The following is an 18,281-nucleotide window of genomic DNA, read 5'->3' as shown; positions in this document are numbered from 1 at the left end:
GGCTCACGTCCCATGGCTCTCGGGTACGTCCGCCCGGCGCGTCCGGAAGACGCCGGCGAGATCGCACGCATCCAGCTCGCGACCTGGCGGGTCGCCTATCGCCGGATCCTGCCCCGGCACGTGCTCGACAACCTGGACGAGGCGTACCTCGCCCGGCGGTGGAGCACGGCGGTGCAGGAGCCGCCCTCGGGCGCGCACCGGGTGCTGGTCGCCGTCGAACAGGCCGAGCAATCGTATCTGGTGGGCTTCGTCGCCTCGGGTCCGGCCGACGCCGAGTCCCTCGCCCCGAACGAGCCGGCCGAGGCGCTCGGCCCGGACGTGGTGGCGGTGACGGACCTGCTGGTCGAGCCGCGCTGGGGCCGACGTGGGCACGGCAGCCGGCTGCTCGCCGCGAGCGTCGACCTGTGGCGGGAGGACGGCTTCGCCCGGGCGCTGGCGTGGGCGTTCGACGCCGACGCGGCGACCCGGAAGTTCCTCACCGCCGCCGGCTGGGAGCCCGACGGGGCGGCCCGGGCCCTCGACGTGGACGACATGCTGGTCAACCAGCTCCGGCTGCACGTCGCGGTGCCCGTCGAGCGTCCCGCCGACGGCTGACCGGCCGACCTCCGCGGGCCTGCCGCCCCGGCCCGCCGGACGAGCCGGAGGAGCCGGGCGGACGGGTCAGCCCTTGTCCGCGCCGTCGTTGGCGTCCCGGACGAAGTACCGCTGGAAGATCACGAAGAGCACCGCCACCGGGATGGTGGCCAGCAGCGCCGCGCCGAGCTTCAGCGGGTACTGGGTGCCCTTGCCCAGCGAGCCGCTGACCAGGTCGGCCAGCCCGCGCGGCAGGGTGAACAGGCCCGGGTCCTGCACCGAGACCAGGCTGTGCGGGAACTCGTTCCAGGAGCCCTGGAACGACAGGATGGTCAGCGTGATCAGCGCCGGCTTCGCCATCGGCAGCACCACCGACCAGAAGGTCCGGAAGACGCCGGCCCCGTCGATCCGGGCCGCCTCCTCCACGCTCACCGGGATCGACTCGAAGAACTGCTTCATGATGAACACGCCGGCCGCGTCGGCGAGCAGGGGCACCACCAGCCCGGCGTAGCTGTCGTACATGCCGAGCTGGTTGAGCACCAGGAACTTCGGGATCAGCAGCACCACGCCGGGCACCGCCAGCACCGCGATGATCGCGGCGAACAGCCCGGACCGGCCCCGGAAGCGCAGCCGGGCCAGCGCGTACCCGGCGAGCGAGTCGAAGAACACCCGGCCGAGGGTGACCAGCACGGTGACCAGCAGCGAGTTGCCGAGCCAGAGCGGGAAGTTGGTGCCGGCGAAGATCCGCTCGAAGCCGGCCAGGGTGAGCGGGTCGGGGACCGGCGACAGCGGGTTCGCCGCCGCGTCCGGCTCGGTCTTGAGCGAGTTGCCGATCTGGATGACGAACGGGTAGAGGAACACCAGCGCGAAGAAGACCAGGACCGCGTACCCGGCGAGGCGGCTGGCCAGGGCGCGGGGCGCACGGTCGCGGCGCGGCCGGGCGGGTGCGGCGGCCGGCGCCGGCCGGTCGGTCAGCACGGCCATCTCAACCCCCTTCCGGTACGCGCCGACGCCACCACCGGCCGCGCCGGGGCGCGTCCGGCTCCCGGTCGGCCATCAGCCGGCGCTGGAGCAGGGTCAGCCCGATGATGATCAGGAACAGCACGAACGAGATCGCCGCGCCGGAGCCGTAGTCGAAGTCCCGGAACGCGGTCCGGTACGACAGGTACGCCGGGGTGAGCGTGGTCTTGGCCGGCTCGCCCTGGCTCATCACGTACACCTGGTCGAAGACCTGCCAGGAACCGATCAGGCCGAGGGTGAGCACGAGGAACATGGTCGGCTTGATCATCGGCAGGGTGACGTGCCGCAGGCGCTGCCACCGGCTCGCCCCGTCGAGGGTGCTGGCCTCGTCGAGGGCCGACGGGACGTTCTGGAGCGCGGCGAGGAACATCAGCATGAACGTGCCCGAGGTGGTCCACACGACAAGCGAGATGATCGAGATCATCGCGACGCTCGGCCCGGACAGCCACTCCCACCAGCTCAGCCCCAACGGGCCGCCGGCGGCGAGCGCGGCGGGCGGCGAGTCCACCCCGACCGCGCCGAGCAGCAGGTGCAGCACGCCCCGGGAGTCGGCGAACCACTGGGGCCCCTCGACGCCGACCATGCCGAGCAGGGCGTTGACCGCGCCGGAGTTGGCGAACAGGAACAGGAACACCACGCTGATCGCCACGGAGCTGGTCACCGAGGGGAAGTAGAACGCGGTCCGGAAGAACCCCCTGCCGCGCAGCATCCGGTTGTTGACGACCAGGGCGAGCCCGAGGGCGAGCACCGTCTGGGTCGGCACCACGATCGCCACGTAGTAGGCGTTGTTGCGGATGCTGGTCATGAAGTCCCGGCGGGCCAGCCCCTCCTCGGTGAACAGCCTGGTGTAGTTGTCGGCGCCGACGAACGGCACCTTCGCGGTGAACGGGCTGCCCTGGCCGTTCCAGTCGGTGAGGCTCACCCAGAGCGCCATCAGGATCGGCAGCAGCAGGAACAGCCCGAGGATCACGATCACCGGGGCGACGAAGAGCCACCCGGCGACGTTCTCGTTGCCCCGGACGCTCCGCCCCCGGCGGGCCACGTGGATCGCCATCTCCCCTCCTCCCTGGCCCCTCCTTCCACCTCAGCCGCCGAGCGCCGCCTTGGCGTTGGCGTCGAAGCGGGCGAGGACGGCCTTCGGGTCGCCGTTGGTCAGCCCCTGCAGGCCGGTGTCCAGGTCGCCGAGGACGCTGTCCATCTTCGGGGCGTTCACCGGACCCTGGGCGTACTCGGCGCCGTCGATGAACGGCTTGTCGGCCGGGAAGGCGCTCGTGTACTGGTCGCGGACGGACTGCCGGGACGGCATGACACCGAACGCCTTGGCGAAGGCCATCTGCTGGTCGCCGGCGGTCATCGCCTCGACGAACTTGATCGCCTGCTCCTTGTACCTGCTCTTGGCCGCGACGCCCCAGCACTGGGTGAAGGAGAGCGTCCCCTTGCCCTTCGGCCCGGCGGGCAGTTCGACGACCTTGTACTTGACGTTGGGGAAGTCGTTCTGCAGGGCGCCCTTGATCCAGTTGCCCTCGATGGTCAGCACCGCCTTGCCCTTGCCGAACGCCTCGCCGGACCAGCCGGCGTCGAGCTGCTTCGGGTACCGGGCGAGGCCGTCGTCGAGCATCGTCCGGACGTACTGGAGGGCGGCCAGGTTCTGCGGGGTGTCGGCCGTGGCCTGCTTGCCGTCGGGGCTCACCAGCCAGCCGCCGTTCTGCACCAGGAACGCGCCGATCCGGTCCCGGGTGTCGCCGAGGGCGAGCGGGACCAGGCCCTTGGCCTTGATCTTCCGCGCCGTGGCGGTGAGCTGTTCCCAGGTGGTCGGCACGTCGGCGTCGGTCAGTCCGGCCTTCGTCCACAGCTCGGTGTTGATCTGGAGGGCGAGGGTGGAGAAGTCCTTCGGCGCGCAGTACAGCTTGCCGTCGTACGTGAAGGTGGTGCGCAGGCTCCCGTAGAAGTCGTCCGGGTTGCTGATCTTGTCGCCGTACGGCTCCAGCGCGCCGACGCTGGCGTAGTCGGCGAACCGGGCGGCGTCGACGTAGAACACGTCCGGCGGGGTGCCGCCGGCCAGCGACTGCCCGAGCTGCTGGGTGAGGTCCTGGGCCGGGGTGACCGTGGCGCTGTTGCCGGAGGCGGCGGCCCATTTCGCCGCCGCGTCCTGCACCGCCCTGGTCTCGGCGTCGCCGGAGGAGCCGATCAGGATTTGCAGGCTGGCCGGCCCGCCGGACTGGGCGGAATCGCCGGAGTCGTCGTCGAAGCCGCTGCCGCAGGCGGCGGAGCCGAACAGCGCCACGGCGGCGACGCCGGCCACCGCCGCGCGGCGCAGGGATCGAGGTGCCATCTCATTCTCCTGGTGGGGATGGTGGTGAGTGGGGGAAAGGGGGTGTCACGCGGTCCGGCGGAGCACCAGCGACGGCTGGAGCAGCACCGGTGAGTCGGTGGGGTGGTCGTCGAGCACGCCGGTGAGCAGGTCGACGCAGCGGGCGGCGGCCGTGCCGAGGGGCTGGCTGACGCTGGTCAGCCCGAGCGCGGCGGCGACGGGGGTGTCGTCGAAGCCGACGACGGCGACGGGGGCCGCCGGCCGGCCCGGCCCGCCGGGGGCGGCCCCGACGGCCTGGAGGGCGCCGAGGGCGAGCGAGTCGCTGGCGCAGACGACGGCGGTCGGCGGCGTCGGCTCGGCGAGCAGCTCGCGCATCATCCACTCGCCCTCGGCGATGCCGTCGACGGTCTCCCGGTGCAGCCCGCCGGGGTCGATGCCGGCCGCCCGCAGCGTGTCGTACCAGCCGGAGCGGCGTTCCCCGCCGACCGCCGAGCTGGGCAGCGGCCAGCCGATGTAGCCGATCCGCCGGTGGCCGGTGGCCAGCAGGTGCCGGGTGGCCTGGGCGGTGCCGTCGGCGTTGTCGACGTCGACCCAGGGGTGGGGATCGGGGACGCCCCACGGCCGGCCGAACGTCACGAACGGCACGCCCCGCCCCGCCAGCCAGGCGGTACGCGGGTCGCCGTGCTCGGTGCCGGTGAGCACGAACGCGTCGAGGTCGTACGCGCCGAGCAGGTCGTCGAACACGTCGATCTCCTGGTGGGCGTCCGTGGCGGTGTAGAGCATGACCCGGTAGCCGGCGCTCTCGGCGGTCTCGGTGAGCCCGTGCAGGAACCGGTCGAGCACCGAGCCGTTGATGCCGTCCCGGGTCGGCTCGATGCGTACCGCGATGAGCCGGGACCGGCCGGTGCGCATCTGCCGGGCGGCCTGGTTGGCCCGGTAGCCGAGCGCGTCGATCGCCTCCTGCACCCGGCGCCGGGTCTCCTCGCGGACGATGTGCGGGGCGTTGAGCACGTTGGACACGGTCTGCCGACTCACCTGGGCGCGCCGGGCCACCGTCGCGATGGTCACCTTCTGTGCCACAAAATCCCCCTCGCCTTCTTGAACGATCAAATGCCGATGCGGCAGGATTAGAACGTTCAAGTTGCCGGAATGTTTCGCACTTTGCACCGCCCCGGACGATCTGTCAAGACACCGCCGACCCGGCGCGGGCGGCCCTCCGTCACCACGCCGGGCGCCGGTCACCCCGACCGGCCGCCGCCACCGTCGAGGCAGGACGTCCCCCCGAGAAGCACCTGGAGCCGCCGTGACCGAACGCCGCCTGCAACCCCTGCTGCACGATCTCGTCGGGGTGGTCCGCGCCCCGACCAGCGCGCTGGGCGACGCGGCCGGGCAGATCCGCCCGGCCGGCGTGCAGGGCGTCTTCCACGCCGACGCCCGGGTGCTGTCCCGGGCCGAGCTGCGCGTCGACGACCGCGAGCCCGAGGCGCTGACCCAGGGCCCGGTCGGCCCGCACGCCGCCCGCTTCGTCGGCCTGGCCCGCTGGCTCGGCGACCCCGGCCCCGACCCGACCGTCCGGGTCGACCGGATCCGCCGGCTCGACCCGGCCGGGCTCACCGAGGAGTTGCACGTCGTCTCCACCGCCGCCGACCTGGTACGCGCCACCGTCAGCGTCGACCTCGGCTGCGACCTGGCCCCGATCGAGGTGGTCAAGTCCGGCGGCACGGCCGAGCCCCTGGAGGCGAAGGCCGGCCGCCCCGGCCAGCTCGCCTGGGCCGCCGATGGCATCACCGTCACCGTCACCGCAGACGGCGCGACGGTCGACGCCGACGCCGACCGGTCCCGCTCGCCCCGGCTGAGCTGGCCGGTCGAGCTGCCGGCACGGAGCGCGGTCACCCTGTCCTGGCGGCTCGCCGTCGACGACCCGCGGGCCGTGGTGGTCGCCCCGCCCGCCGCGCGGACCTGGGCCCGGCCGGAGGTCACCGCCGACGACCGGCGGCTGGTCCGGTTCCTCGACCGCTCGCTGGACGACCTGCACGCGCTGCGCCTCGCCGAGCCCGCCCACCCCGGCGACGTCTTCCTCGGCGCCGGCGTGCCCTGGTTCCTCACCCTCTTCGGCCGGGACAGCCTCTGGGCCGCCCGGATGCTGTTGCCGCTGGGCACCGAACTGGCCGCCGGCACGCTGCGGGTGCTGGCCCGCCGGCAGGGCGCCCGGGTCGACCCGGCCACCGGCGAGGCCCCCGGCAAGATCCTCCACGAGCTGCGCCGGCACGAGTTCGGGGCCGGCGAGGGGCTGCGGCTGCCCCCGGCGTACTACGGCACGGTCGACGCGACCATGCTCTGGGTGTCCCTGCTGCACGACGCCTGGCGCTGGGGGCTGCCGGCCGACCAGGTGGAGCCGCTGCTGCCACACCTCCAGGCCGCGCTCGCCTGGCTCGGCGAGCACGCCGACGCCGACGGCGACGGCCTGGTCGAGTACGTCGACACCACCGGGCACGGCCTGTCGAACCAGGGCTGGAAGGACTCCGGCGACGCCGTCCGGTTCCGCGACGGCCGCCAGGCCCGGGCGCCCATCGTGCTGGCCGAGGTCCAGGGGTACGCGTACGAGGCGGCGATCGGCGGGGCGGCGCTGCTCGACGCGTTCGACCGCCCCGGCGGCGACCGCTGGCGGGAGCACGCGGCCCGGCTGGCCGAGCGGTTCCGGGCCGCCTTCTGGGTCGACGGCCCGCACGGCCCGCAGCCGGCGCTGGCCCTGGACCGGGACAAGCGCCCCGTCGACTCGCTGACCAGCAACATCGGCCACCTGCTCGGCACCGGCCTGCTCGACGACGACGAGTCGGCGCAGGTCGCCCGCCTGCTCACCACCGACGCGCTGGCCGGCGGGTTCGGGCTGCGCACCATGTCCACCGACGACGCCGGGTTCAGCCCGCTGTCGTACCACTGCGGGTCGATCTGGACGCACGACACCGCGATCGTGCTCGCCGGGCTGGCCCGGGGCGGCTTCCGCGCGGCGGCCCTCGGCCTGGCCGAGGGGCTGCTCGCCGCCGCCGAGGCGTTCGACCACCGGCTGCCGGAGCTGTACGGCGGCGACGACCGGGCACTGGCCGGCCGGCCGGTGCCCTACCCGGCCGCGTGCCGGCCGCAGGCGTGGTCGGCGGCGTCGGCGGTGCTGCTGCTCCAGGCGGGGGTCGGGCTCTACCCGGACGTGCCGGCCGGCCGGGTCCTCCTCGCCCCCCTCGCCGGCCCGGAACTGGGCACCCTCGCGGCGCGCAACCTGCGGGTCGCGGACGCTTCGGTCGACGTCACGGTGACCGCCACCGGCGCCGCCCGCATCGACCACCTCCCGCCGACCCTGGCCCTGGCCCGCCCCGTCCCGGTCCCGTCCCCCCGCCGCTCCCCCGACCCCGACCACTCACGTCGGTCATGAGGTTGCCGCTGGGACACGCCGCTCGGGTCACCTGGTGAGCGCAGTCGTCAGGGGGTGCGGGTGAGTTCGGCGACCAGTTCACCGTCCTCCACCAGGCCCGTGGGGGCGAACCCGAGGCGGGGGTAGAGGGCGGCGGCAACCGTGTTGTCCGGGTGGTACGAGAGGCGGACGGCGAGGCAGCCGGGCTGGGCGGCCAGCCAGGTGGCGAGGGTGGTGACCGTGGCCGCCCCCACGCCCCGGCCCTGCTCGGCGGCGTCGACGACCATGCCGCCGATCCACCGGGAACCGTCGTCGTCGACCCCCCACATGACGTGCCCGACGACGTTCTCGTCGGCGTACACCGCCAGGGAGGTCCACCCGCCGCCGCGCATGCTCAGCAGCAGGTAGCGGGCCGCCATCGGATACACCCAGGCCCGCTGGTCGTCGCGGGGCACCACGTCGGCGACGGCCCGCCAGTTGTCGTCGTCGACGGGCCGGAGGGTGAGGTGCCGGCCGGCCCGGTCGCGCAGGTTCGAGTCGATCATCCAGCAAGCCTAGGACCGGGCCGGCCGGCCGGCGCGGTCACAGTCAGTCGAGCAGCGGATCCAGGCCGACGGTGAGGCCGGGACGGTGGCGCACCGCGCGGACGGCCAGCAGCACGCCCGGCATGAACGACGCCCGGTCGTACGAGTCGTGCCGGATGGTCAGCGTCTCGCCCAGGGTGCCGAACAGCACCTCCTGGTGGGCGACCAGGCCGGTGGCGCGGACGGCGTGCACCCGCACCCCGTCGATGTCGGCGCCCCGCGCGCCCGGCACCTCGTCCTTCGTGGCGTCCGGAACCGGCCCGAGGCCGGCCTCGGCGCGCGCCCGCGCGATCTGCCGGGCGGTGTGGGTGGCGGTGCCGCTGGGGGCGTCCAGCTTGCGCGGGTGGTGCTGCTCGATGATCTCGACGGACTCGAAGTGCCGGGCCGCCCGGGCCGCGAACTGCATCATCAGCACCGCGCCGATGCCGAAGTTGGGGGCGATCACCACCCCGACCCCGGGCTTGCGGGCCAGCCAGCCGCGCACCCGGTCGAGCCGCTGCTCGGTGAAGCCGGTGGTGCCGACCACCGCGTTGATGCCCTGGTCGATGCACCAGTGCAGGTTGTCCATGACGACGTCGGGCGTGGTGAAGTCGACGACCACCTCGGCGCCGGCGTCGGACGCGGCGAACAGGCCGTCGCCCTGGTCGACCATCGCCACCAGCTCCAGGTCGGAGGCCGCGTCGACCGCCCCGCACACCTCGATGCCCATCCGGCCCCGGGCGCCCAGCACGCCGACCCGGACCAGTTCCTCGGGGCCCTTCTCCTGCTCGTCAGTCACGGGGCACAACCTATCCCAATCGGGACGCGGTCAGCGGACGGGACCGCCCGCCGTCCCACGGGACGGCGGGTGATCGATTCCGGTTGCGGCAGGTCGCGGCTTCCACCACCACGCGGACCGCGAGATCCCGCACGTCGCGTCGGGCCCCGGCGGGACGGGGAGCTTCCGGCGGTCAGGCGGAGAAGTCACGCCCCTCGAACGGACCGACGACCGAGAGGGACATCGGCCGGGCCAGCAGCTCGGCGGCGAGGGTGTTCACGTCGTCCACGCTCACCGCGTCGACCCGGGCCAGCAGCTCGTCGACCGGCATCAGGTCGCCGTAGAGCAGCTCCCCCTTGGCCAGTCGGCTCATCCGGGAGCCGGTGTCCTCCAGGCCGAGCACGAACGAGCCCTTGCTCATCCCCTTGCCCCGGGCCACCTCGGCCCCGGTCAGCCCGTCGGCGGCCACCCGGGCCAGCTCGGCGCGGGTCAGCTCCAGCACCTCGTCCACCTTCCCCGGCGCGCAGCCGGCGTAGACGGCGAACAGGCCGCTGTCGGCGTACTGGCTGGCGTACGAGTAGACCGAGTAGGCCAGGCCGCGCCGCTCCCGGATCTCCTGGAACAGCCGGCTGGACATGCCGCCGCCGAGGACGTTGTTGAGCACCCCGAGGGCGAACCGCCGCTCGTCCAGGCGGTCGATGCCGGGGCAGCCGAGGATGACGTGCGCCTGCTCGGTCTCCTTCGGCTCGACCAGGGTGGTCGCCGGCTGCACGCGTACCGCCGGGGCGGCCGGGCGGTGCGGGGCCGGCACGGCCGGGTCGGTGTCCAGCGGGGTCCCGGCCAGGGCCTGGCGGACCAGCTTGACCACGGCGCCGTGGTCGAGGTTGCCGGCGGCGGCGACGACGATCTGCGCCGGCGTGTAGTGGCGGCGGTAGAAGCCGTGGATCTGCCGCCGGGTCATCGGGGTGACCGTCTCCTCGGTGCCGGAGATCAGCCGGCCCAGCGGGTGGTCGCCGTAGACGGCGCGGGCGAACAGATCGTGCACCTCGTCGCCGGGCTCGTCGTCGTGCATGGCGATCTCTTCGAGGATGACGCCGCGCTCGGTCTCCACGTCGGCCGGCTCCAGCAGCGAGTCGGCGACCGCGTCGCACATCACGTCGATGGCCAGCGGCAGGTCCTCGTCCAGCACGCGGGCGTAGTAGCAGGTGTATTCCTTCGTGGTGAAGGCGTTCGTCTCGCCGCCCACCGCCTCGATGTCGGCGGAGATGTCCAGCGCGGTGCGCTTGTGGGTGCCCTTGAACAGCAGGTGCTCCAGGAAGTGCGCGGCGCCGGCCTGCGGGCCGGTCTCGTCGCGGGAACCGACGGAGACCCAGATGCCGAACGAGACGCTGCGCATCGCCGGGATCGCCTCGGTGAGCACGCGAAGCCCACTGGGCAGCACGGTACGGCGTACCGTGCCGCCCAGCGGGTCGTCACTCAGCGTGCGGGTGACCGCCCGGGTCGACCCGCCGGCCCGCCCGGGCTGTGCCCCGGTGGCGTGCCGGACGGCCCCGGACGGCGCCACCCCCCGTCGAACCGCAGGAAAAGACGCGCGCTGGGCCCGACTCACAGAAACCTGCTCTCAGTTCGACGAGGGGTGGGTGGTGCTGGGGTACGCGGGTCAGCTGTGCCGGGTCCGGCGGCGCGGACGCTCGCCGCCCTCGCCACCCTCGCCGCCGCCCGGGCCGCGCTCGCCGCCGCCCGGGCCACGACCGCCCCGGTCGCCGCCGCGCTCGCGGTCGCCCCGGTCGCGCGGGCCCCGGTCGCCGCCCCGGCCGGCCGGCCGCTCGTCGCCGGCGACCTCGCCGGTGGCGGCCGGCGCCTCGGCGCCCTCCGGGCGGACCTTGTCGAGGTAGATCTTGCCGCGGGCGTCGATGTCCGCGATCTCCACCTCGACCTTGTCGCCGACGTTGAGGAAGTCCTCGACCCGCTCGACCCGCTTGCCGTCGCCCACCTTGGAGATGTGCAGCAGGCCGTCGCGGCCCGGCAGCAGCGAGACGAACGCGCCGAACGCGGCGGTCTTGACCACCGTGCCGAGGAACTTGTCGCCCATCTTCGGCAGGGTCGGGTTGGCGATCGCGTTGATCCGCTCGACCGCGGCCTGGGCCGACGGGCCGTTGGTCGCGCCGACGTAGATGGTGCCGTCGTCCTCGATGGAGATCTCGGCGCCGGTCTCGTCCTGGATGGCGTTGATGGTCTGGCCCTTCGGGCCGATCACCATGCCGATCTTGTCGACCGGGATCTTCACGGTGGTGACCCGCGGCGCGTAGTCCGACATCTCGGCCGGGGCCTCGATGGCCCGCTGCATCACGTCGAGGATGGTCTGCCGGGCCTCGTACGCCTGCTGGAGCGCGGCGGCCAGCACGTCCGACGGGATGCCGTCGAGCTTGGTGTCGAGCTGGAGCGCGGTGACGAACTCCGGCGTACCGGCGACCTTGAAGTCCATGTCGCCGAACGCGTCCTCGGCGCCGAGGATGTCGGTCAGCGTCACGTAGTGGGTCTTGCCGTCCACCTCGTCCGAGATGAGGCCCATGGCGATGCCGGCGACCGGCGCCTTCAGCGGCACACCGGCCGACAGCAGGCCCAGCGTCGAGGCGCAGACCGAGCCCATCGAGGTGGAGCCGTTGGAGCCGAGCGCCTCGGAGACCTGCCGGATGGCGTAGGGGAACTCCTCGCGCGACGGCAGCACCGGGATCAGCGCCCGCTCGGCGAGCGCGCCGTGGCCGATCTCGCGCCGCTTCGGCGAGCCGACCCGGCCGGTCTCACCGGTCGAGTACGGCGGGAAGTTGTAGTTGTGCATGTAGCGCTTGCGGTTCTCCGGCGAGAGGGTGTCCACCATCTGCTCCATGCGCAGCATGTTCAGGGTGGTGACGCCCAGGATCTGGGTCTCGCCCCGCTCGAACAGCGCCGAGCCGTGCACCCGGGGCAGCACGCCGACCTCGGCGGTCAGCGGGCGGATGTCGCGCGGGCCGCGGCCGTCGATGCGGACCTGCTCGCGCAGCACCCGGTTGCGCACCTCGGACTTGGTCAGCGACCGGAAGGCGGCGGACAGCTCCTTCTCCCGGCCCTCGAAGCGACCGCCCAGCTCCTCGGCGACCTTGGCCTTGACCCGGTCCAGGGCCTCCTCGCGGTCGGCCTTGCCGGCGATCTTCAGGGCCTCGGCGACCTCGGCGCGGGCCAGGTCGGCCACCGCGTCGTACGCGTCGGCCTGGTAGTCCAGGAAGACCGGGAACTCGGCGACCGGCTTGGCGGCCACCTCGGCCAGCTCGCTCTGCGCGCGGCACAGCTCGCGGATCGCCGGCTTGGCGGCCTCCAGGCCGCTGGCGACGATCTCCTCGGTCGGGGCGGTGGCGCCGCCCGCGATCAGGGTCACGGCGTTCGGCGTCGCCTCGGCCTCGACCATCATGATCGCCACGTCACCGTCGGCGAGGGTGCGGCCGGCCACGACCATGTCGAAGGTGGCCCGGGCCAGCTCCTCCAGGGTCGGGAAGGCGACCCACTGGCCGTCGATGTGCGCGACCCGGGTCGCCCCGATCGGGCCGGAGAACGGCAGGCCGGACAGCTTGGTCGACATCGACGCGGCGTTGATGGCCACCACGTCGTACGGGTGCTTCGGGTCGAGCGCGAGGATGGTCTCGACGACCTGGACCTCGTTGCGCAGGCCCTTGACGAACGACGGGCGCAGCGGCCGGTCGATCAGCCGGCAGGTGAGGATCGCGTCCTCGCTGGGGCGGCCCTCGCGGCGGAAGAACGAGCCGGGGATCCGGCCCGCGGCGTACATCCGCTCCTCGACGTCGACGGTCAGCGGGAAGAAGTCGAACTGCTCCTTCGGCTGCTTGCCGGCGGTGGTGGCGGACAGGACGACCGTCTCGCCGAGCTGGGCGACGACGGAGCCGGCGGCCTGGCGGGCCAGCCGGCCGGTGGAGAAGGTGATCTCCCGGGTGCCGAAGGACCCGTTGTCGATCACGGCGGTGCGGGACTCGGTGCCGAGGTTGTGCTCGGTCATGGTGCGGTGGTGCTCCTTCGCATCGGGGGGCCCACGACGCGGGGAGCTGCTCAGACGGCCGGTCTTCGATCGAAGCGCCCGGGGTGCCGGCGAGCTGCCGGGGTTCCCGGGGGCCACTACCGGAGACCGGTACGCTGACCGGCTCCCTGTCGGGTGGTCGCGCGGCCCCTGTTTCGTCAGGTGGTGGACGCCGATCGGGGGAGCGACCCGCTGGGTCGCTCCCCCGTCACGTCACCGGCGCAGGCCGAGCCGCTCGATGAGCGACCGGTAGCGGTTGATGTCCTTCTTCTGGACGTAGTTGAGCAGCCGACGGCGACGGCCGACCAGCAGCAGCAGCCCACGACGGCTGTGGTGGTCGTGCTTGTGCACCTTCAGGTGCTCGGTGAGCTCGGCGATCCGCTTGGTGAGGACCGCGACCTGCACCTCCGGCGAACCGGTGTCGCCCTCGGCGGTCGCGTACTCCGCGCGGATCTTGGCCTTGGCTTCCTGGTCGAGCGCCATGTTCTCCCTGTTTCGATGGGTTGGTCACTGCTGCCCGTCGTGTCGGTCGGTGGACCGGAGACGGACCGGCACCTCGCACCCGCGGCGTCGTGCAGGCACGCGAGGCCCCACGTCGGCTAGTCGACGTCCCCGCCAGACTACCAGCCCGCGCCGGAACCGCCCGCCAAGGGCGGCCCGACCGACCGACGGGACCCGGCCTGGCCTGGGCCGAGGCCGGACCGCGAAACGCGAGCCGACGCGAAACGCGAGCCGGAACGCGAAACGCGGGGCAGGGCGAGAGGGGCAGGGCCGAGCGGCCAGCACGATGTCACTGACATCGCGGCATCCCGGGCCCCAGAAGCCACGACGTCACTGACCTCGTGTGGATCAAGAGCCGGGCCGGCCCCCGGGCCGGGGCCAACGGGCGACGCCGAGAGGCACGCCACTCGGCTCAGCCGAGTGCGCGGCGGGCGCGCTCGACGTCCTCGGTGATCTGGGCGACCAGCGGCTCGACCGAGTCGAAGCGCACCTGGCCGCGCAGGTGGGTGACGAAGTCCAGGGCCAGCCACTCGCCGTACAGGTCCCCGGAGAAGTCCAGCGCGTACGCCTCGACCCGCCGCTCCCGGCCGGAGAACGTCGGGTTGGTGCCGACCGAGACGGCGGCGGCCAGCCGCTCCCGGTGCCCCCGGCGGACCAGCCGGGCGGCGTAGACGCCGTCGGCGGGCACCGCCACGTAGCGGTGGCAGAGCAGGTTCGCGGTGGGGAAGCCCAGTTCCCGGCCGCGCTGGTCGCCCCGGACCACCACCCCCTCGATCCGGTGCGGACGGCCCAGCGCGGCAGCCGCTGCGGCGACGTCACCGGCGTCGACGCAGGCCCGGATGTACGTGGAGGAGAAGACCGTGCTGTCCTCGGCGACCAGCGGCGCCCCCTCGACCGAGAAGCCGAACGTCCGGCCGAGCCGCTCCAGCAGCGCCACGTCGCCGGCCGCCTTGTGCCCGAACCGGAAGTTCTCCCCCACCACCACCAGGGCGGCGTGCAGGTGCTGGACCAGGAGGTCGTGCACGAACGCCTCGGCCGGCACCCGGGAGAACTCCGGGGTGAACGGCACCACGCAGAGCGCGTCGACGCCGAGCGCCTCGATCAGCTCGGCCTTGCGGGCCGGCTCGGTGAGCACCGCCGGATGCGAACCGGGGCGGACCACCTCGGCCGGGTGCGGGTCGAAGGTCACCACCACCGACTGCACGCCCAGCTCCCGCGCCCGGGCCACGGCGTGCCCGATGGTCGCCTGGTGCCCCTTGTGCACGCCGTCGAAGACGCCGATGGTGACGACCGAACGGCCCCAGCCGCCGGGCGCCGCGTCGTACCCCCGCCACCGCTGCATGACGCTCCTCCCCTGCCTTTCGCGACCGGCCGTACCCCGGCGACGGCCGGCCGGCCGTCTTCCCGCCGGCCGGCCGGCGGCTCCCCACCCGCCGGTCAGGCCGGGGCGAGCACGATCTCCGCGCGGGCCCGCCCGTCCCGCTCGCTGACGATAGCGATCAGGCCGCCGTCGGGTCCGAAGACCGCGTACGGCCCGGCGATGCCGGCCGGGTCCAGCGGGCCGCCGTGGGAGAGCACCCTGGCCTCGTCGGCGCCGGCCTCCCGGCGCGGGAAGAACCGGTCGGCCGCCGCGTCGAGCGGCAGGTTCACCACCTCGGGCGCGCGCCGCTCCAGCTCGTCGAGGGTCGCCGCCTCGGCCAGGGTGAAGCCGCCGACCGCGGTGCGGCGCAGCGCGGTCAGGTGGCCGCCGACGGAGAGCGCCAGGCCCGCGTCCCGGGCCAGCGCCCGGATGTACGTCCCGGACGAGCAGGTCACGTCGATGTCCACGTCCACCACGTCGGGGGTGTCCCGGCGGATGGCCCGCACGTCGAGGCGACTCACGGTGACCCGGCGGGCGGGCAGCTCGACGCTCTCCCCCTCGCGTACCCGCTTGTACGCCCGCTGGCCGTCGATCTTGATGGCGCTGACCGCGCTCGGCACCTGGTCGATCTCGCCGGTCAGCGCCGCGAACGCCGACCGGACCGCCTCGTCGGTGACCGTCCCGGCCGGGGTGGTGGCCAGCACGTCGCCCTCGGCGTCGTCGGTGACGGTGGCCTGGCCCAGCCGGACCGTGGCCGCGTAGCTCTTGCCGGCGCCGATGACGTAGGTCAGCAGCCGGGTGGCCCGGCCGACCCCGATGACCAGCACGCCGGTGGCCATCGGGTCGAGCGTGCCGCCGTGCCCGACCCGGCGGGTCCGGGCCAGCCGGCGGATCCGCGCCACCACGTCGTGCGACGTCATGCCGCCGGGCTTGTCGACCACGATCAGACCGTCTGCGCTCACGATCGCCAAGCCTGCCAGACCGGCGCGCGGGCCCTGTCGCCGGCACGACGCCACCGCCCGGGGCGGACCCGGACAGCCGCCGCGCCGGGCCCACCGGCGACAGCTACGACAGGGCCGGTGGGCGGACGACGGCGAGGGTTGGTGAGCCGTCAGCGGACCGCGCCGACGACCGCCCAGCCGCCGGAGCGCAGCCGCAGCAGCAGGGCGACCAGCCGGAGCAGGACGAACAGGGTCAGCCCGGCCCAGATCCCGCCGAGGCCCAGGTCGAAGGCGTACGTCAGCCAGATCGCCGGCAGGAAGCCGCCGAACGCCGCGACGATGGTGAGGTTGCGCAGGTAGCGGACGTCACCCGCGCCGATCAGCACCCCGTCGAGGGCGAACACCACGCCACCGATCGGCTGCAACGCCACCAGCCAGGGCCAGGCGACCATGGCCTGGTCGCGGACCTGCCCGTCGGAGCTGAACAGCCCCGGCACGACGCCGGCCCCGGCGGCGATGAGCGCCGCGAACGCCACGCCGCAGGCGGCGCCGACCAACGCCACCCGCCGGGCCAGGGCGCGGGCCCCGTCGTCGTCGCCGGCCCCGAGCGCCGCGCCGATCAGCGCCTGCGCGGCGATCGCGACGGCGTCGAGCACCAGGGCGGTGAAGAACCACAGTTGTACGGCGATCTGGTGGGCGCCGACCGCCGCCGCGCCGAACCGGGCGGCGACGGCGGTGGCGGACAGGAAGCTGGCCTGGAAGGCGACGCCCCGGACCAGCAGGTCCCGGCTGAGCACGAGCTGCTGGCGGATCACCCCCGGGCGGGGACGCAGCGCCACCCGCTCGCCCACCAACGCGGCGGCGAACAGCCCGCCGGAGATGCTCTGGGCCACCGCGTTGGCCACCGCCGAGCCGGTGAGCCCCCACCCGACGGGGTAGACCAGCAGCGGACAGAGCAGCGCGGAGAGCAGGTTGGGCCCGAGCACGAACCACAGCGGCCGGCGGGTGTCCTGCACGCCGCGCAGCCACCCGTTGCCCGCCGCGGCGAGCAGCAGCCCGGGGGCCCCGAGCGCCGCGACCCGCAGCCACCGCCCAGCCGCGTCGGCGACCTCGCCGGGCCCGGCGAGCGCGTCGGCCAGCGGGCCGGCACCGAGCTGCATGCCGAGCGCGACCAGCACCCCGACGCCGAGGGCCAGCCAGGACGCCTGCACGCCCTCGGCCACGGCGGCGGCCCGGTCGCCGGAGCCGAACCGGCGGGCGGCGCGCCCGGTGATCCCGTACGCCAGCACGGTGCCCAGCCACGCGATCAGGGTCATCACGGTGCCCGCGACGGCGAGCGCGGCGAGCGCCACCCGGTCGAGGTGCCCCACCACGGCCGTGTCGACCAAGACGTAGAGCGGCTCGGCGGCCAGCACCACGAGAGCCGGCAGGGCCAGCGCGGCGATCCGTCGCGGAGAGGCGACGACGGACGGGGCGGAAGGACTCATCGCCGCCGATCCTGGCACGATCCCGTAAGGACCGCAACACCCCCGACAACTTACCGCCCCCGCCGAGCGTCCATGCACTTTCTCGGAAAGAGTGGCCTCACGGCGCCCCGAAGGCACTCTTTCCCAGAAAGAGCACGGGCGCGGCGTGCGGGGTGGATCAGGGCCGGGCGGGTGGCACCCGGCGGTCGGTGACGCCGGCGTCGTGGGACGTGGTCGGCATCACCGCGGGTCGGCCTGGGTCACTGACGGGTGTCCATCGACGTCTGGAGCGCGCGGCGAGCCTGCTCGCGCGCCTCGTCGGTGTTCTCGGGCTTGGGCTTGCTCGGCATGGCTCGGTCCTTCCAGGGTGCGGGCCACGGCGACGTGGTGGCCCTGCGGCCGGTCGTGCTGGCACCCGCCGGGCGGCCCGGGATCACCGGAGCGGCCGGTCTGGGCGCGTTGGCCCGGGTCGGTCGGACCCTGGAGGGAGGCGGCACCGGGTGCGGCACCACCACCGGTGACCTGCGCCATGACGCACGGCGCCGATCGATTCCCAAGCTATCGTTCAGGTCCACATGCTGCCCACTGTTCCCGCCATCTGGACACGTTGGGATGCCCCCGAGCGGGCGAGGATCACGGAACGGTAACCGGGTCAGCGGGCCAGGAAGTGCCAGCCGAGCCACCACCAGAAGCCGAACAGGCCGATCCGGCCGACGGGCACCGGGCCCACCTCGTAGCGCATCACGTACGCGCAGACGTCGGCCAGCGACGGGATCCGGGAGCCGGGGCGACGGGCGGCCCACTCGACCGCGGCGAAGAGGGCCAGGGCGATGACGAAGCCGCCGATGGCGAGTGCCCGCATCATCGCCGCACCAGCCCCCAGAACGCGGCGAGCCAGGCGAACCAAGCCGCCGAGCGGACCAGTTCGTCCTCCAGCAACGGGTCGGCCAGCCGGGAGAAGGTGGGGAAGTCGTCGCCGGCGTGCAGGACGAAGGTGGTCCCCTCGAACACGCCGAACACGGCCACCGGGAGCAGCCACCAGACCGCGCCCGTGCCGAGCCGGCGGGGTGCCGGCCGGCGCGGCACCCGGGCGCCCAGGCCCAGCCAGATCAACGCGCCCCCGGTGCCGAGGGTGTAGAGGTTCGCCGAGGCGGAGAACGAGGGCAGTTGCCCGCCGACGAGGGAGAGGCAGACCAGCATCGGCACGGAGACCACGGGACGGTCCCAGACCCGGGGCTCCGTGCCGGCGAGCTCGCGCGGGTGATCCATCCCGCAATTCTCCCCGCCGTGACGGAGCGCGGG

The 18,281-nt window shown here is 74.0% G+C and carries 16 protein-coding genes; 2 read left to right on the top strand and 14 right to left on the bottom strand.

The features are described from left to right. The first annotated feature begins 12 nt into the window (after positions 1-12). Positions 13-594, top strand: coding sequence for a GNAT family N-acetyltransferase (locus C5N14_RS06650; RefSeq protein WP_117666486.1), 582 nt, complete (start codon positions 13-15; stop codon positions 592-594). Positions 595-660: 66 nt separating this feature from the next. Here the strand turns inward: C5N14_RS06650 and C5N14_RS06645 are convergent, their stop codons facing one another. The 4 genes from C5N14_RS06645 to C5N14_RS06630 are packed head-to-tail and all read right to left on the bottom strand — an operon-like array spanning position 661 to position 4,984. Beyond that, complete coding sequence (locus C5N14_RS06645; protein WP_117666484.1) at positions 661-1,557, bottom strand: carbohydrate ABC transporter permease; 897 nt, start codon at positions 1,555-1,557, stop codon at positions 661-663. 1 nt (position 1,558) lies between these two features. Then, positions 1,559-2,647, bottom strand: a complete 1,089-nt coding sequence (locus C5N14_RS06640; protein WP_117666482.1) for a carbohydrate ABC transporter permease — start codon at positions 2,645-2,647, stop codon at positions 1,559-1,561. Between the two features lie 30 nt (positions 2,648-2,677). Continuing rightward, positions 2,678-3,925 carry an extracellular solute-binding protein gene (locus C5N14_RS06635; protein WP_117666480.1) on the bottom strand — a complete coding sequence of 416 codons (1,248 nt, stop codon included), beginning with the start codon at positions 3,923-3,925 and terminating at the stop codon, positions 2,678-2,680. A gap of 45 nt (positions 3,926-3,970) precedes the next feature. Continuing rightward, positions 3,971-4,984: a LacI family DNA-binding transcriptional regulator gene (locus tag C5N14_RS06630; protein ID WP_117666479.1), complete on the bottom strand. Its 1,014-nt coding sequence runs from the start codon at positions 4,982-4,984 to the stop codon at positions 3,971-3,973. Between the two features lie 223 nt (positions 4,985-5,207). Here C5N14_RS06630 and C5N14_RS06625 point away from each other — a divergent pair, with 223 nt between their 5' ends. Continuing rightward, positions 5,208-7,328, top strand: coding sequence for a glycogen debranching N-terminal domain-containing protein (locus C5N14_RS06625; RefSeq protein WP_117666477.1), 2,121 nt, complete (start codon positions 5,208-5,210; stop codon positions 7,326-7,328). A 47-nt stretch (positions 7,329-7,375) separates the two neighbouring features. On the opposite strand, the gene C5N14_RS06620 is transcribed toward C5N14_RS06625, so the two are convergent. From C5N14_RS06620 to C5N14_RS06575, 10 genes are all read right to left on the bottom strand, one after another. Next, positions 7,376-7,852, bottom strand: a complete 477-nt coding sequence (locus C5N14_RS06620; protein ID WP_117666475.1) for a GNAT family N-acetyltransferase — start codon at positions 7,850-7,852, stop codon at positions 7,376-7,378. Positions 7,853-7,895: 43 nt separating this feature from the next. Then, a complete protein-coding gene (gene dapB, locus C5N14_RS06615) occupies positions 7,896-8,669 on the bottom strand; it encodes a 4-hydroxy-tetrahydrodipicolinate reductase (RefSeq protein WP_117666473.1) in 774 nt (257 codons plus the stop codon). Between the two features lie 172 nt (positions 8,670-8,841). Then, a complete protein-coding gene (locus C5N14_RS06610; protein WP_117666471.1) occupies positions 8,842-10,212 on the bottom strand; it encodes a pitrilysin family protein in 1,371 nt (456 codons plus the stop codon). Between the two features lie 96 nt (positions 10,213-10,308). Beyond that, entirely contained in the window at positions 10,309-12,693 is a 2,385-nt protein-coding gene (locus tag C5N14_RS06605; RefSeq protein ID WP_117666469.1) for a polyribonucleotide nucleotidyltransferase, read from the bottom strand. Positions 12,694-12,924: 231 nt separating this feature from the next. After that, entirely contained in the window at positions 12,925-13,194 is a 270-nt protein-coding gene (gene rpsO, locus C5N14_RS06600) for a 30S ribosomal protein S15 (RefSeq protein ID WP_043962418.1), read from the bottom strand. A 430-nt stretch (positions 13,195-13,624) separates the two neighbouring features. After that, complete coding sequence (locus C5N14_RS06595) at positions 13,625-14,554, bottom strand: bifunctional riboflavin kinase/FAD synthetase (RefSeq protein ID WP_117666468.1); 930 nt, start codon at positions 14,552-14,554, stop codon at positions 13,625-13,627. 95 nt (positions 14,555-14,649) lie between these two features. Further along, the gene (gene truB / locus C5N14_RS06590) at positions 14,650-15,534 is read right to left on the bottom strand and encodes a tRNA pseudouridine(55) synthase TruB (RefSeq protein WP_117666953.1); all 885 of its coding nucleotides are present in this window, start codon (positions 15,532-15,534) and stop codon (positions 14,650-14,652) included. Positions 15,535-15,683: 149 nt separating this feature from the next. Next, entirely contained in the window at positions 15,684-17,000 is a 1,317-nt protein-coding gene (locus tag C5N14_RS06585) for an MATE family efflux transporter (RefSeq protein WP_117666465.1), read from the bottom strand. A 631-nt stretch (positions 17,001-17,631) separates the two neighbouring features. Next, positions 17,632-17,841 (bottom strand): DUF6186 family protein, encoded by a 210-nt coding sequence (locus C5N14_RS06580; protein WP_207892624.1) that lies wholly within the window; start codon positions 17,839-17,841, stop codon positions 17,632-17,634. Then, entirely contained in the window at positions 17,841-18,248 is a 408-nt protein-coding gene (locus C5N14_RS06575) for a hypothetical protein (RefSeq protein ID WP_117666461.1), read from the bottom strand. The genes C5N14_RS06580 and C5N14_RS06575 overlap by 1 nt, the downstream gene beginning before the upstream one ends. Positions 18,249-18,281: the final 33 nt, after the last annotated feature.

The organism is Micromonospora sp. MW-13, assembly GCF_003434305.1.
Classification (GTDB): Bacteria; Actinomycetota; Actinomycetes; order Mycobacteriales; family Micromonosporaceae; genus Micromonospora.
This window is presented reverse-complemented; position numbering and strand designations above follow the sequence as displayed.